Consider the following 14,842-nt stretch of genomic DNA (forward strand, 5'->3'; position numbering starts at 1 on the left):
TTTTAGGACTAATGTCAAGGTATTAATATCGCATGAATAAAAGTATGCGAATCGCTTAGTTTGTCTATCAGGTAGATTCGGACACGGGTTTCGTCCGAGGTCGGAGAGGTTAGACCCTGCCCTTTCCATTGCCCTCCAAAAAAGCAGATATCTCGTCAAAACGCCTCCGCATATGCGGGGGCGTTTGCATCATACTATTTCATAAAAGACCGTTCCAGTTCGCGTATGGCGGGCAATCCAATTAGTTCATTGAAATCAGGAAATTCCACCATATGCTCCGTATCGTGTTTTGATGTATCGTCTTGTTTTACTTTTTTCAGCATAGTCATCATTGCCTGCGTCACGGTATAGAGTGCCGTTACCGGATAGATAACGATTTTAAAACCAATAGTTTCCAGTTCCTTTCCCGTAAGCATTGGGGTTTTCCCATGTTCCACCATATTGGCCAGCAGCGGTTTATGGATCGTATTGGCTATGGTCTGCAGTTCCTCGACTGATTGCGGAGCCTCGACAAAAATCACGTCAGCTCCGGCTTCAGCGTACAAGGCTGCCCGCGCCAGAGCTTCGTCAAAGTCGATGACGGCTCGCGCATCGGTTCTGGCAATGAGCACCGTATCCGGGTCTTTTCTGGCATAACAGGCGGCTCTGATTTTTGCCGCCATTTCTTCTTTGGGGATGATTTGTTTGCCCTCCATATGACCGCAGCGTTTCGGCGTAACTTGATCTTCGAGCTGGATAGCTGCCAGTCCGGCTCTTTCATATTCCTGTACGGTCCGAACGACGTTCAGCAGTCCTCCGTAGCCGTTGTCTGCATCGGCAATAACGGGAATATCCACGGCTGCCGCTATATTTTTCCCTTCGCCGGCCATTTCCGTCAAAGAAAGCAGTCCGATATCCGGTCGACCGATCAAGCTGGCAGATAATCCGTAGCCGGTCATATATACCGCTGGAAATCCTGCTTTTTCAATCAGTCTTGCCGACCATGCATCATAAGCTCCCGGTGCCCGGATAATCCCGGGTTCGGCCAACATTTTTCTTAATTTTTTTGCTTGTGACATACTCTCCATCTCCTCTAGGAACGCACGGTGTAGGTTTCTTCCATAGCAGTATAAGCCGGAAGTCCGATAAGCTGATTAAATTCCGTAAACGACATCATCGTATCCGCCAAGGATGCCGTCGTTCCGTTTTGCTTCAAAACCGCAAACAATTTCATCAACGTCTGGGCCATGGCATAAATGGCCGATACGGGAAATACAACCGCATCAAAACCTATGTCTTGTAAATCATTCGCCGTAAGTCCCGGTGTTTTTCCGTGTTCCACCATATTAGCCAACAGCGGTTTCCCCAGTGGCTTTAAGACAGAGACGATACGTTTCATTTCCTCCAGAGACTGCGGTGCCTCTACAAATAACATATCCGCTCCGGCTTCCGCATAAGACCGGGCCCGGTCCAGCGCATCATCCAATCCGTTGACGGCACGGGCGTCCGTCCGGCCGATGATGACCAGATCAGGATCTTTTTTGGCTTCTGCAGCCGCCTTGATTTTCATTACATGTTCTTCTCGGGAAATAACTTTTTTCCCTTCCATATGGCCGCACTTTTTGGGCCATACCTGATCCTCCAGCAAAATCGCCGCAGTTCCGGCATTTTCATATTCCCGTACCATCCGCCGGACATTCATCGCATTGCCGTATCCCGTATCCCCATCGGATACAACGGGAATCGTGACGGCATTGCATATATTGCGCAGGGAAAATGTCATTTCCGTCAGCGATACATACCCTACATCCGGTTCACCGAGCATGCTGGCCGCTACCTGATATCCGCCCATGATCACACCGGAAAAACCTGCTTTCTCTGCCATTTTGGCACTAAAAGCATCATATACCCCCGGCAGCACCAGGATATCCGGAGCCGCCAGCAGTTCGCGAAACTTCTTTTTATTCGTCATAAAAAACACCCTCTTTATCTTAATAGTAATACGACACGCTATGCTTCCACTTCTTTTTCTATCGATTCCAAACTCTTGTTTGTTGTTTCTCTCCCCAGTATGGCTACACAAATGGCAATAATGACATACATAATAAATGAGGAAATAAACACAGCGGCTTTCCCGCCGGAATTAAACAAATAGGCGATCATGAACGGCGACGCGATCGTCCCCGCCCGGCCGAACGAATTGGCCAGAGAAGCTCCCATCATACGCACCGAAGTCGGAAACAACTCCGGAATATATCCCATGATGACCGCAATAAGCACATTGCCGCCCATGATAAAGGCAAAACCAAAAGCACTCATCGTATATATATTGGTAGAATAACCGTAGAGCAAGGACAAAAATGCCAAAACAACGGCATCGGCGATAATTGTCTTTTTCCTGCCAAACTTATCACTGACCCACGCAGCCAATATATTCCCCGGGATAGCCCCCAGCATAATAAAAAACGTAACGCCGAAGGTCATGACCTGGCTGAACCCCTCCTTGATGAAAAACGTAGGGACCCATGCCGTAAACGTAAACCACGCCGGCAGATACAATAAGGAAATAATAATAGACAAGAACGTCATCTTCCGGATACCCGGAGACCATAGCGATACTTTCTTTTCTGCTGCACTTTGTTCTGTTTTTTCACCCTCCCGTACTATCTCTGTCTGCGTAAGCGGCGGCAAATCAGGAATACCTTTTTCAAATTGCTGCAGTGCACTTTCTGCTTCTTCCAACCGATGCTGTTCCTCCAGCCACCGAGGAGATTCCGGCATAAATTTCAATTGCAGGAGCCAGATAAGAATGGGAGGAATACCGGCAATCCAGAACATCGACCGCCAGCCGTACGTAGGAATCACGACCAATGCCAGCAGTGCGGCCAAGGGCTGTGATAAATTGACCAGAAAAGATAAGGCGCTGAACCAAAACCCGCGTGTATTTTTCGGAGACAATTCGACCCAAAACGTATATCCCGTGATAATGACGCCGCCCAAGCCAAACCCTGCAATCGCCCGATAAATGACCAGATGACTGAACTCCGGAGCCAATGCGCAAGCACAAGTTGCGGCACTGTAAATCAAAAGCGTATATTTCATGGCAAATTTTCTGCCGAATTTATCACCAAAATACCCCGCCAGCAACGTACCGAAATACAGTCCAATAAAAGTAAACGAAATAAAAGTTGCATTTCCTGTCACACTGGAAAAGCCACCGGCCGCCATAGCTGCCAATACACCCCCAGCCAAATATAAATCAAACCCATCAAAAAAGCTGCCTCCGGCAATAAGAAAAAAACTCTTATAATGCGTCTTAGTCATCGGCAGCCGATCCATACGCGGACCTGCCATTACGCTTTTGCGCTGTTCCGCCATGATACATACCTCCTTCAATACGATGTGGACATTGCTCATTCATGCATGCATTTTTATAATCCGGATTATTTGTTCCAATCATATATATGAAATTATCATGCCATATAGAGGAATACGCCGTATCCGCGTATACTAGCCAAAAACACTCTTGAGAAACGGCGTATTCTCTCAAGAGTGTTTCAAATTGTGTTTCATTAGTGTTTCACTGATACACTTTCGGTTGTCGTAGCGGATTCTCCTGTTTCCGTTTTTTGCAGTTTGCGCCATAACGTAGCACGGCTGATACCCAGCTTTTTCGCTGCCAGCGATTTATTGCCGTGTACCTCTCTGAGTGTTTTGTAAATTTCGTTCAGTTCCGTATCCGTTCCCTTAAGCAGTACCTGTTGCTGCAGCAGCGTCTCAATAAGGTCCGAAAGACCTTGACTGGTCTTATATAAAACGGCGATGCGTTCGATCATATTGCGCAATTGCCGTACATTTCCATCCCATTCACATCGTTTCAGCAGCAGATCGAGTGCTACCTGCTGTATTACGTCGTTCGGCAAATCCGGCCGGAAGTCCGACAAAAATTTGGTAATAAGCAGCGGAATATCCTCACTCCGCTCCTGCAGTGACGGGATTCGCAATTCCAGTACACACAGACGATAATACAAATCCTTGCGGAAGGTACCGCGCTGCACTAATTCCCATAAATTTTTATTCGTTGCCGCCAACACGCGGATATTGATCGGTATGATCCGTTCCCCGCCGATCCGCAGTACTTCATGCTCCTCCAATATCCGCAGGACCCGCGACTGGATCGCCATCGGCATTTCTGCTATTTCATCAAGAAAAATCGTTCCCTCATGAGCCAATTCAAAAAGCCCCTGCCTGCCGCCTTTTTTTGCTCCGGTAAACGCGCCGTTTTCATACCCAAACAACTCACTTTCCAGCAGACTCTCCGGAAGCGCCGCGCAGTTGATTGCCACAAACGGACCATTGCTGCGCAAACTGGCATTATGGATCGCCTGGGCAAAGAGTTCTTTTCCCGTACCCGATTCGCCGGTAATAAGAACCGATGCCTTCCAGCGTGCATACTGCAAGGCCATATCCTTGACTTCCTCTATACGTCGGCTGTCCCCTAATATATCCTCAAACGTAGTCTTAGCAATAAACCCCTTTTTATGCAAGGTCTCTCGGATCTTTTTTTCTGCCTTCTGCACCATTCCTATATCATTAAACGTCACGATCGCTCCGGAAATTCCCTGCTTGGTCTGAATCGGCACGCGATTCGTCAAGATCTGTACCTCGCCGATTTGCTGCACCTGATTAAGCTGCGGTTTTCCCGAATGCTGTACCGTATGCAGTGACAACGCAGGCAGCACCTCATCAGCCCGTCTGCCCACTACCTTTTCATGCTGTATCTTGGTGATTTTTTCAGCACTGGGATTAAAAACAGTCACGATACCTTCGCCATTAATCGCAATGATTCCCTCCTGCGTAGAACGCAGCATCGTTTTGATTTCTATCGTCTTGACCATTTCCTGCCGTTTCGTCCGAGCAACGGCAACCGCTGTTTCCAACGCCCGGATCACACTATCCTCGGAATACAAGAAAAAGCAGGAGTACCCCGCCCTCGTCACCGATTCGTACACAAAACTGCTGCCAATAAACGTCGTGATCCCCATGCTGATAAACTGCTGTATCATCCGTTCCGCCTCGTCCGCCGTCTTATACACGTACTGAACCACAGGATGCAGGAATAACTCCTTTGTATCATTCAAATAATCAATTCCTGTATGATACTTCAACAAGGCGATCGGTTCCTCTGACACAGCCGACTTTTTCATCGCCAACAGCACATCCGTCACGGACGGCTTGATTTCCACCATAGGCTCTGTAATATACGCCGATAAAACACTATAATTTCCGCTGGCCGAAACAAACACATCGACCTCCTCCTGCAAAGCTAACGACTCTTTGATCCGCTCCGGCTGCGTCAGCAAATTACAATTCACAACACGCACCGTTACATCCGGCGGCAAAAACTCCTTTGCTCGGTTGACCACCTCTGTTAACTTATAATAGCTAATGATTGCAATCGTGATTGCCATAACAATCTCCCTCTCTGCCGCGCGGCACATACGAACTGCACGAAAAATCCCACCAAAACCATACCATATTATATTCCCTGCGTACGACAAATATCCTTTATTGCATACCAATTATGCAATTAACGTATAATAAAACAAAAAGCAAGAGAGTCGAAAGCATCACAGAGCCCTTAAGCCTTCCTTGACAGGAGATACGCAGAGAGCTGCTTTTGCAGGAACGCAGTAATGCGCAAAAGCACGCAAATCGCTTAGTTTGTTTTCTAGGTGGATTCGGACACGGGTTTCGTCCGAGGTCGGAGAGGTTAGACCTTGCCCCTTCCCCCCCCTACGCATCACTATCCCGTGCTATCTTGACAAATGACGTGATACAGCGTACTGTATTCACTATAATAAAATTTATCCATTATAGTGGACAGCAGGTGTTGTAATGATTTCAGCAAACGAAACCGTAAGTAGAAATCTTAAACGAATCCGGCAGGAAAGAAACCTTACCTTGGATGATTTAGCTATATTGACAGGTGTCAGCAAAAGTATGCTGAGTGAAATCGAGCGCTGTACCAAAAGTCCAACAATATCAGTACTGGAAAAAATATGCAGAGGAATTAAAATTCCCCTGGTACAGCTGACATATTTTGAAACGCCGCAGGTATCACTCACTACCAACGATACGGTCAAGCACTATTCCGCGTGGGAGGGTTTCGAATTATTCGTTCTATTCGAATTTGACCCGGATAAAAAATTTGAAATTTTCCGCCATCGTATTGCCCCTCATTCCCAACGAGTCTCAGAATGTCACGAAGCAGGCATACGGGAATATATTATTTGCACAAGAGGTGTGTTTAGTGTACAAGTCGGAGAGCAAACCTTCCCATTGCAGGAAGGGGAAGCCCTCCAATTTCTGGCCAATTGCCGCCATGCCTATGGCAACGAAACAGACAAGGAAGTACAAATTATTATGCTTCTATATCATGAATAAACGAGGAGTCCTGACATGCATACCTATATAATAAGAATAACCCGTTTGATAGTTGGACTATTTCTATTTTCCCTTGGCTCCTTTTTGACCATACAAGCCAATATCGGCCTAGCTCCTTGGGAAGCTTTCAGTATGGGCTGTGCCTATCTGACGGACCTCTCCTACGGCAATATTGTCGTCATCACCGGACTCCTCATCATCCTGATCGATCTGACATTAAAGGAAAAAGTAGGAGTCGGTACAGTCCTCAATGCCATACTCATCGGGAAATTTGTTGATCTGATCCAATATGCCGATATAATTCCCCAAATGCCCACCATGGAACTCGGTCTGGCAATGCTCCTCATAGGGCAAATCATTATCTGCATCGGAAGCTATTTCTATATCGGGGCCTCCCTTGGCTGCGGTCCTCGTGACGCGTTGATGGTCGCACTGGGAAAACGGCTGCCCTCCGTACCTATCGGAGCGATCCGCGGATTACTGGAAGGCACGGTCTTGATCATTGGCTGGCTGCTAGGTGCCAAAGTCGGCATGGGAACTGCCATCTCCGTATTGGGCATCGGAATTATCCTGCAATATACCTTTAAACTGCTGCATTTTGACGTAAAAAGCGTCGAACACGAAAGCATATACGACACTATGAAAATAACCACGCTATCAAAAAGTAACCCAGACATATAAAAATTAAAAAACAAGGAATAAAGAAAAAAGGCAACTTCTCAGTCACCTTGCGACGCCAACTAGCAAACAAACTAGGTGAGTCACTCTTTTTTACGCGTCGCGTTGTTCCTTTAAAAAAGTCCCCTCCTTTTTCCGCTTCCGGGTAAATGCAGGCAAAAAAAAAGACTCTATCTTCATCATCAGAAGATGAAGGGAAGTCGTCTCGATAGGAATTTTACATGCATATACAACAGCAAGTATATAGGTATAGTACAAGATAACCGGTGGGCGACCGGGATCTTTTTTTGCGGATGATTTGAAGACTGCGATAGAAGCGATGACGTACTACGCTTTCCGTAATATACAGTTTTTTAGCGATTTCAACAAAACTGTATCCTTGATATTGCAGGATAAGTATCTGCTGCCATTCATGCGGCAATTGGTCTATGATTTTCTTGATATGACCGATTTCTTCTTTTTTGATAATCGCGTCAGCCGGATTGATGGCTTTCGGGTCGCAAAACCGGTCGAAGTTGTCTACGCCGTCCTCATTCCCTCCTGAATCATATATATCTACTCTGTTTTTGTGATGCTTCATGACATCCCGTTCACTGTTGCTTACATGCCGGCGGACGTATTTCGTAATATGGTATTGAATCGACTCCGGCCAGTTGAAATCGTAGTCAAAAATACATTGCAGCATGCCGTGGTATGCTGCAGAAAGCGCTTCGTCCCGGGAAATCAGCCGGGCATGATGGTGTTTCCGTACCGTGTGATGAATCAGCGGCATAAAACGATCCGTAATAAAAGCAACGGCTTCCTTGTTTCCTTGCTGTGCAGATCGTATCCAGGGTCGTAATGATTCTGTCATAATTATCAATCCTCCATGTATTACTTACGTTAACAATGACTATATCGTAACGTAACTTAATTAATATATTCTTAGAAAATCATCCCATATAATTAAATTTATATTAAAAATATTTTGTTTTTACCGCAAACATTAAAATAAAATGAGAAGATGAATCTCCCATCTCGCTTGGGTATCAAAGAATGTGTCCGTACACGCGTGTACGGACACATTCTGTTGTACAATACCAATCACTTAATCCATCGTCTCAACTGTATGAGTCACGATATTACCGGCTTTAAGTTCAGCAAGGTCACCGTTTTTCGTAGCAAATAATTTGCTCTCGATAATCGTTTTTGCTGCTGCATCGATCGCTGCTTTATCCAAATCATCCTTCGGGTTCTTTACCGCGTAGCTGATTTTAGTTCCCTGCACATCGGCAAATTGGAGCTGCAGTGTTTTCGTTTCAGTTTTTATCATATTCCGTTCCTCCTTCCTCTAATAATAAAATGTACCGCTTAGGCTTCGATGACGTTTTCCGTTGTTTCAACGATTTTTGTCAGCGTATCTGCCTGAAGACCGGCGATTGCGCCTGCAACCTGCAGCAAGGACTGCGGTTCTGCACCCGCTTTTAATTTCGCAAATGTAATTTGACGATTTTTTTCCTTGTTGTTTGCATCTTTATAGGTCACAACCAGTTTCAACTTGTTGGACACTACATTGCGTTCTGCCATAGTTCATCCCTCCTTTCTTCCCAATATATAAAAAGCTCATGAGCTTGTTTATCTTTAAAACAGGGACCCACAAACCGGCTATACGGCGACAGCGGCTTGCTGTTCCATATATTGCTTGATGCCGCGGGCAATAGCCGCTGCAGTTTCCCGTTTTTTTGCATTGTATCGTACCATATCCGCCATATGATCAATAAAACATACCTCAACCAACGCGGCGGGCATGATCGTCCCTCGCAATACCCATAACTTAGGACGTTCCTTCAAGCCGCGGTTCGGCAGTCCCAGCACGGCTTGTATCTGCTGCTGGATGCAATGCCCCAATACCAGGCTGGCCGGAGTCGTATTGACCAGTGTTTCCGTACCGCTTGCCTTCCCGTTAAAGGCATTGAAATGAATAGACACAAAGAGATCGGCCTTCCTATCGTTGGCTTCATCACAAACCGCCGCCAGGTCATCATCCTGACGCAGCCGCACTGCGACACCGGTTTGTTCCAAGCATTCCTGCACCATTTCTCCCAAGACAAACGCCTCATCACATTCTCGTACTCCGGTAACCGGATTCACTGCCCCGCTGTCAAGCTGCCGGTCGTGACCGGGATTTATAAAACAAAGCATACTATTCCTCCTAACGTGTCATGAAGCATGGGCTCCATAACAGCTCCACTATATACTATTCGCTAACGATCTTGAAAAACATCGGTCCGCTGACACGGACACTCCTGACTGCCGGTCAGATTCATGGTAACGGAATCACCGATGGCGACTCCCGTTGTTTCCTGGACCGGTGCCGACGGGCAAGGACAGCGCGGTGCATATCCGCACGAAGCATAGGGCTTCAGGGGAATGATCGCCGACAGCACGCGCTGCATGATGAGCACGATAGCCTGCCGGTCTATATGCCGAAGAAAATAAAACATTCCGATTCCTCCTTTCTGGATAATGGTTCCTGCTATTAGGGAGAGATACGCCGCATACGCAGCTCTATCGATCCATCTTGACACAAATGCATGACGGTCCGGTACGGGCTGTGTTCCCGTTCCTGCTGCTGCCGGTGCTGCATGCAATTCGTGATTTCAAGCCAATTCCGCTGAATCAAGGTATCACTGATCTCCGGATAAAATAAGCGGGCAAACATCGTGACCTCCGGATCGACTTCCGGCTCAGGAAATCGGTTACCTGCTGCAGCTTCCTGCCGGATTTTCCGCAGGCGATGCAATATGCGCGATTTTTCCGTATCCTTCACACCCGTCTCGGGCCGAGATGTTTTCATATATTCCTCCCTTGCCATCGCTCGCCATTCTTCGACAATTTCAGCAATGGAGGGCAGAAATCGATACCGGATGATCAGTCTGCGCGACAAGTTCCTCGCTTGATCCAGCGTCATCGTATCCGGCAGCAGTTCATCAATGATAGTCGTCCAGCGGCTATCGATCTGCTGGGCCTGTCTTTGAAAACAACTGATTAAGTTTCCGAGCAACAGCTGGCGAGAATCCAAATTCATTGTCTTGTTCCTCCTGCGTGTATCGCGGACTATTCCGCAAAATGCCTTGTATATATCGGATATGCGATTTGCCTTGCACATAGGCTTTATCAATAGCGTCGCAAACCGCCTCCGTTCCCCAATCCGCTTCAAGTTCCCGCAGTTCCTGTACCGTCCCTGCCGAAATCATCCCGAAATGCTGCTGATAATAGTCCCCCGCTCTTTGCAGCGGTTCCGGCAAATCAGCCTTTTCCGCCTCCTCGCAAGACACCTGGGATTCCGTCTGTGGAGCCGCTGCGAAACAGGATGCCTCCACTAGGTGGTGTGCGTCCGTCTTATCGGCAGCCGCTGCCTGCCGCTGTCGATAAGCGGCCACGCGCTTACGGGTATGTTCCCGGCGGCGCTGCAGCGTATCGTAGTCCTGATCCTCCTCCCACGTAAGCAGGCGGATCATACCGTTTTCCTCACGTACGAGAAGTTCCAGTTCTTCGAACAGTTCCAACACCTTTTCCATAAAAGGCTTCCGTCGTCCCAGATGACGAGCCAGTAATTCGGCCGTCATTGCCTGTCTGCTTGATAGATATATGTACCCGCGGTCATTGATTTTGCCTGCCATATCCTTGAGCATGCACCAGATAACATAATAGGAATCACCATTGGGCTGATGCAGCATATACCGCACCTTGGGAGTATCAAATATACCTACCTGCGTTTTGAGCCACTGTAACTGTTTCACAGAAAAACACTCCTTTTATATGGATAGTTTGGTTTGGGAAAATTACCCCTCTACTTATATAAGGGATTTTTCCAAGGCGAAATCGCAACGTAAATTCAATTGTTTATAATTTATTTATAATTTGTTTATTATCGGCCCATGAAAAAGAGGGTATATTTCTTTCTGTTTCTATTCTGCTTATCATTTTTTCTTTTTCTGCTGCGTTACGTAACGCGTTACCCATATTCCGCCGGCAGACTCATACGATCCACGTTTTTCCCCTATATAACAGAACTGCAGGCAAAAAAGACCACCTCCCGCTGCCTATCGGCAGCAGAAGGTGGTCTTTTGATACAAACACATAAGTCCGTAACAATAGAGAAGAAACGTATTATAAACCGCATATGGAATTGCGGCCTTTTTGTTTTGCTTGATATAAATTCCGATCTACCTGCTCCAGCCATTCCTGCATTTCCATATCTGTCTGAAGTGGACAGAACCCGATACTGCAGGAGGTCCGGATGATTCCCTCCGGCACGGTAAAGGTAAATGCCGCCACCGCATCATGCACCGTCCGGGTGATCCGTTCGGCTTCTGCCCGGGATACGTCCTCCAGATACAGCAGGAATTCATCTCCGCCATACCGGACAACCCAGCTTGACAAATTGGGAACCGCCGCCTGCAGCAGTCCGGCAAATTGCTGCAGCACGGCATCTCCGGCCCGGTGTCCGTAAACATCGTTGATATGTTTAAAAAAGTCCATATCAACCATCAGCAAATATGCCGCTGTACCGGCCAATACATGATTGAACAGCTGTATCGGCAGCCGTTCGTTGATGAACCGCCGGTTAAAGACGCCCGTCAATTCATCCTTGACGACCGAATCATTGAAACGCAAGATCGCCTCGGCAAAATTCTCTTCTTTGCCGTCCCTCATCGTAGTCCAGATACTTTTATGCGTAATATCCGTCAGCAGTTCCAATACATAGTGTGTTTCGTGCCACGAAAACAGGCTGGCCGTAACCAGAAAAACCTGTGACCCTATCATTTCAAACTTAAATAAGGTTGTTTTCTCCTGCTGCACGCGCAGGGCGATGCAATTATCACAGAATCGATCTTTGTTCCAGACACTGTAGCAGGGGGATTTCTCCAAATCCGGCACCTCTTTGCCCGGATTATACACGACCGTATTGCGTACGGGATCTACGATCCGCACGACATCATACACATTGGTTAACACAGATAACGCATGTTCTACTTTTTCTAAAAATAAATGATCCATGATGAATAATCCTTTATACATGAACAAAATACACGGCAACCAGCTGTTACCTATCCGATATTATACTATATTCCCCTCATAATAAAAATAAGTGCAGAAGAAAATTTATATAAAAATCTCGTCTGCACTCACCGTAAAATACACCCTCCGGGCTGGAATACTATCCAACCCGGAGGGTGCACTGCAAATCACAAGCTAGAAGGAATAACCACCATTCTTTCGGCGGCTTGTAACCATAGCAAGACTATTGAATTTCAGTTCTGCGGTTGATTGCTCTGCCTACTTCCGTATCATTGCTGGCGATCGGATGGCTGGCTCCCATGGAAATGACCTGAATACGGGATTGATCGATACCGTTGCTTACCAAGAAGGACTTGATTGCTTCGGCACGTTGCATTGCCAATGCCGTATTGTAGGTATCCGTTCCTACATTATCCGTATTGCCTGTTAATACCAGCTTTTCACCATCATGCTTCTTGGCATATTCCAATACCTTCAGCAGATACGGTGCCATTTCCGGCTTAAGATCAGATTTATCGAAATCAAACTGGATATTGCCCAGTGCTTCATTGACGATCTGTTTTTCCGTCTTTACGCTGCCCATTTCCAGTTTCAACGCTTCGATTTCTTTCTTGAGGGCTGCAATATCTGCCGAATTATCCATTGCTTTTACTTCCGGTGAAGACTTGCCAAGCCGCACGGTAACGCCGAAACGCCACATTCTTTCCCCGCTGTCGAGAGCCATGGCCGCTCCGAGCAAGACATCACGGTTCACATAGTGATAGGCTCCGAAAGCGATGGCGCCTTGTCCGCGATAATTGCCTGTAGAAGCAGAGATCATGGTCTTGTTCTTCTTGTCATAATCCAAAGGTGCGAGTCCGCTGATAGCCGCTGCCATCGCGCCTACTCGATTAATACGGGTGTCAAATTGCCCGATGGATTGATAGGCTGCAAATAACTGGCTGCCGTTAACAGCATCGGTACTGGTTGCGTTGACCTGTCCGGCCGCCACATTTTGGATCTGACGTTCGTTGCCAGCACTCCCTACACTGACGACACCAACAGGACTGGCCCCGGCAAAGCTGTACGAACTACCGTTGATGCTGGTTCCGGCCGTAGCGACGGCTGCCGTGCTGGAGGAATTATTCCCCAGAACAATACTGTTGTTTGTCGTTTGACTGATATTATTTCCTATAGCAAAGGTGTTGTTGGAACTGATTGTATTGTCGTTCCCAATGGAATAGGAGCTGTTCCCGGTAACGGTACTCGGATCTCCGATAGCTCCCGATCCCGTTCCGCTGACCACATTCCCTGGGCCGATAGATATGCTGCTGGCTCCGGAAGCAGAGGCTCCGGCGCCGATAGCGACAGAACTATCCGCACTCCCATGCGCATTGGTGCCAATGGATACGGTATTGCTATCCTGCACATTATTTCCGGAATTATTGCCGATGGCCACATTATTCGATCCCGTTACATTATTCCCGGAATTATTGCCAAAAGAGGTGTTGTTGCTGCCTGCTACCGTATTGCCTGTAGAAATTCCGAAAGACGTATTGTTATTGCCGGCAACGGTGTTGCCTGCAGAATTGCCAAAGGAGGTGTTGGCACTGCCGTTTACCGTATTGCCTGTAGAAATTCCGAAAGACGTATTGGCACTGCCGGTAATGCTGCTGCCGGAGGAATTGCCAAAGGTCGTATTGGCATTGCCGCTTACATTGTTGCCGACATACGTACCGGACGCGGTGTTGCTGCTTCCTGTGACATCATTGCCCGTAAAGGTACCGGAAGACGTGTTGGCAATTCCCGTTACGGAATTTCCGCTCGCTGTCCCGGAGGCGGTATTGGCAATACCGGTCACATCATTGCCGGTCGCTGTTCCGGTGGCGGTGTTAGCCGCTCCTGCTACCGTATTTCCCGTATCCGTACCGGAAGAAGTATTAGAAAGACCGGTCACATCATTGCCGGAATCTGTTCCGGAAGCCGTATTGGAACTGCCTAGGACACTGCTGCCCGAAGACGTTCCCGAAGCCGTGTTGGAATTACCCAGTACGCCGTTACCCGTATCCGTTCCCGAAGCGGTGTTGGAATCGCCCCATACGTGATTACCCGAAGACGTACCCGATGCCGTGTTGCTATTACCCCAGACATGATTACCGGAAGAGGTCCCCGAGGCCGTATTGGAATCGCCCCATACATGGTTGCCGCTGCTGTCTCCCGCAGCCGTGTTATTATTACCCAGTACGTTGTTCCCGGATTCATTGCCGGTTACGGTGTTGTTATCGCCGCGCACCTTATTTCCTGATTCGTTGCCCGTCACGGTGTTGTTATCACCATGTACTTTATTTCCAGATTCATTGCCGGTCACGGTATTGTTATTGCCACGTACCTTATTCCCGGAATCCGTACCGGTTACCGTGTTGTTGTCTCCGCGTACCTTATTCCCGGAATCCGTACCGATTACCGTGTTGCTGTCACCATGCACTTTATTTCCGGAATTACTGCCGGACACCGTATTGAAACTGCCGTTCACGAGATTGCCGCTCTGTGCTCCAGAAGCCGTGTTCGCATCACCAGTTACAAGATTTCCCGTAGCTGTACCGGAGGCCGTATTCGCATTGCCGTTCACACCATTGCCCGTAAGCGTACCCGAAGCGGTATTGGTGTTGCCAGTTACGAAGTTGCCACTCGTATT

At 47.6% G+C, this 14,842-nt stretch carries 15 protein-coding genes; 2 read left to right on the forward strand and 13 right to left on the reverse strand.

Features of this window, described 5'->3' with window-relative positions; all coding sequences use genetic code 11:
- Positions 1–194: 194 nt before the first annotated feature.
- The 4 genes from BLR11_RS03640 to BLR11_RS03655 all read right to left on the reverse strand — a co-directional run bounded on the left by BLR11_RS03640 (position 195) and on the right by BLR11_RS03655 (position 5,450).
- The gene (locus BLR11_RS03640; RefSeq protein ID WP_091648274.1) at positions 195–1,058 is read right to left on the reverse strand and encodes an isocitrate lyase/PEP mutase family protein; all 864 of its coding nucleotides are present in this window, start codon (positions 1,056–1,058) and stop codon (positions 195–197) included.
- 14 nt (positions 1,059–1,072) lie between these two features.
- Positions 1,073–1,951 (reverse strand): isocitrate lyase/PEP mutase family protein, encoded by an 879-nt coding sequence (locus BLR11_RS03645; RefSeq protein ID WP_091648276.1) that lies wholly within the window; start codon positions 1,949–1,951, stop codon positions 1,073–1,075.
- A gap of 38 nt (positions 1,952–1,989) precedes the next feature.
- Positions 1,990–3,357 (reverse strand): MFS transporter, encoded by a 1,368-nt coding sequence (locus BLR11_RS03650; protein ID WP_176762857.1) that lies wholly within the window; start codon positions 3,355–3,357, stop codon positions 1,990–1,992.
- Positions 3,358–3,551: 194 nt separating this feature from the next.
- Positions 3,552–5,450: a sigma 54-interacting transcriptional regulator gene (locus BLR11_RS03655; RefSeq protein ID WP_176762858.1), complete on the reverse strand. Its 1,899-nt coding sequence runs from the start codon at positions 5,448–5,450 to the stop codon at positions 3,552–3,554.
- Between the two features lie 427 nt (positions 5,451–5,877).
- Between BLR11_RS03655 and BLR11_RS03660 the strand changes: the two genes are divergently transcribed.
- Positions 5,878–6,426, forward strand: coding sequence for a helix-turn-helix domain-containing protein (locus tag BLR11_RS03660; protein WP_091648280.1), 549 nt, complete (start codon positions 5,878–5,880; stop codon positions 6,424–6,426).
- Between the two features lie 15 nt (positions 6,427–6,441).
- Positions 6,442–7,107 carry a YczE/YyaS/YitT family protein gene (locus tag BLR11_RS03665; protein WP_091648282.1) on the forward strand — a complete coding sequence of 222 codons (666 nt, stop codon included), beginning with the start codon at positions 6,442–6,444 and terminating at the stop codon, positions 7,105–7,107.
- Between the two features lie 214 nt (positions 7,108–7,321).
- Here BLR11_RS03665 and BLR11_RS03670 read toward each other — a convergent pair whose 3' ends face one another.
- The 9 genes from BLR11_RS03670 to BLR11_RS03710 all read right to left on the reverse strand — a co-directional run.
- Positions 7,322–7,957 carry an RNA polymerase sigma factor gene (locus tag BLR11_RS03670; RefSeq protein ID WP_091648284.1) on the reverse strand — a complete coding sequence of 212 codons (636 nt, stop codon included), beginning with the start codon at positions 7,955–7,957 and terminating at the stop codon, positions 7,322–7,324.
- A gap of 234 nt (positions 7,958–8,191) precedes the next feature.
- Entirely contained in the window at positions 8,192–8,416 is a 225-nt protein-coding gene (locus BLR11_RS03675; protein ID WP_091648286.1) for a DUF2922 family protein, read from the reverse strand.
- Between the two features lie 38 nt (positions 8,417–8,454).
- The gene (locus BLR11_RS03680) at positions 8,455–8,670 is read right to left on the reverse strand and encodes a DUF1659 domain-containing protein (protein WP_091648289.1); all 216 of its coding nucleotides are present in this window, start codon (positions 8,668–8,670) and stop codon (positions 8,455–8,457) included.
- A 78-nt stretch (positions 8,671–8,748) separates the two neighbouring features.
- Entirely contained in the window at positions 8,749–9,285 is a 537-nt protein-coding gene (locus tag BLR11_RS03685) for an N-acetylmuramoyl-L-alanine amidase family protein (protein WP_091648291.1), read from the reverse strand.
- A gap of 62 nt (positions 9,286–9,347) precedes the next feature.
- Positions 9,348–9,587: a hypothetical protein gene (locus BLR11_RS03690; protein WP_091648293.1), complete on the reverse strand. Its 240-nt coding sequence runs from the start codon at positions 9,585–9,587 to the stop codon at positions 9,348–9,350.
- A gap of 35 nt (positions 9,588–9,622) precedes the next feature.
- Positions 9,623–10,171, reverse strand: a complete 549-nt coding sequence (locus BLR11_RS03695) for a hypothetical protein (protein WP_091648295.1) — start codon at positions 10,169–10,171, stop codon at positions 9,623–9,625.
- The gene (locus BLR11_RS03700) at positions 10,095–10,886 is read right to left on the reverse strand and encodes a phage replisome organizer N-terminal domain-containing protein (protein WP_091648298.1); all 792 of its coding nucleotides are present in this window, start codon (positions 10,884–10,886) and stop codon (positions 10,095–10,097) included. The genes BLR11_RS03695 and BLR11_RS03700 overlap by 77 nt, the downstream gene beginning before the upstream one ends.
- Before the next feature lie 370 nt (positions 10,887–11,256).
- Positions 11,257–12,147: a GGDEF domain-containing protein gene (locus tag BLR11_RS03705; RefSeq protein WP_176762859.1), complete on the reverse strand. Its 891-nt coding sequence runs from the start codon at positions 12,145–12,147 to the stop codon at positions 11,257–11,259.
- Between the two features lie 244 nt (positions 12,148–12,391).
- Positions 12,392–14,842, reverse strand: a 2,451-nt coding sequence (locus BLR11_RS03710; protein WP_176762860.1) for an OmpA family protein, incomplete at its 5' end; no start/stop codon positions are given.

Origin of the sequence: Megasphaera paucivorans (genome assembly GCF_900103535.1) — a bacterium.
Taxonomy (GTDB): domain Bacteria; phylum Bacillota; class Negativicutes; order Veillonellales; family Megasphaeraceae; genus Megasphaera_A; species Megasphaera_A paucivorans.

Coding starts and splice junctions, on each gene's coding strand:
- BLR11_RS03640 (WP_091648274.1), bottom strand. CDS start 1,058: ATGTCACAAGCAAAAAAATTAAGAAAAATGTTGGCCGAACCCGGGATT.
- BLR11_RS03645 (WP_091648276.1), bottom strand. CDS start 1,951: ATGACGAATAAAAAGAAGTTTCGCGAACTGCTGGCGGCTCCGGATATC.
- BLR11_RS03650 (WP_176762857.1), bottom strand. CDS start 3,357: ATGGCGGAACAGCGCAAAAGCGTAATGGCAGGTCCGCGTATGGATCGG.
- BLR11_RS03655 (WP_176762858.1), bottom strand. CDS start 5,450: ATGGCAATCACGATTGCAATCATTAGCTATTATAAGTTAACAGAGGTG.
- BLR11_RS03660 (WP_091648280.1), top strand. CDS start 5,878: ATGATTTCAGCAAACGAAACCGTAAGTAGAAATCTTAAACGAATCCGG.
- BLR11_RS03665 (WP_091648282.1), top strand. CDS start 6,442: ATGCATACCTATATAATAAGAATAACCCGTTTGATAGTTGGACTATTT.
- BLR11_RS03670 (WP_091648284.1), bottom strand. CDS start 7,957: ATGACAGAATCATTACGACCCTGGATACGATCTGCACAGCAAGGAAAC.
- BLR11_RS03675 (WP_091648286.1), bottom strand. CDS start 8,416: ATGATAAAAACTGAAACGAAAACACTGCAGCTCCAATTTGCCGATGTG.
- BLR11_RS03680 (WP_091648289.1), bottom strand. CDS start 8,670: ATGGCAGAACGCAATGTAGTGTCCAACAAGTTGAAACTGGTTGTGACC.
- BLR11_RS03685 (WP_091648291.1), bottom strand. CDS start 9,285: ATGCTTTGTTTTATAAATCCCGGTCACGACCGGCAGCTTGACAGCGGG.
- BLR11_RS03690 (WP_091648293.1), bottom strand. CDS start 9,587: ATGTTTTATTTTCTTCGGCATATAGACCGGCAGGCTATCGTGCTCATC.
- BLR11_RS03695 (WP_091648295.1), bottom strand. CDS start 10,171: ATGAATTTGGATTCTCGCCAGCTGTTGCTCGGAAACTTAATCAGTTGT.
- BLR11_RS03705 (WP_176762859.1), bottom strand. CDS start 12,147: ATGGATCATTTATTTTTAGAAAAAGTAGAACATGCGTTATCTGTGTTA.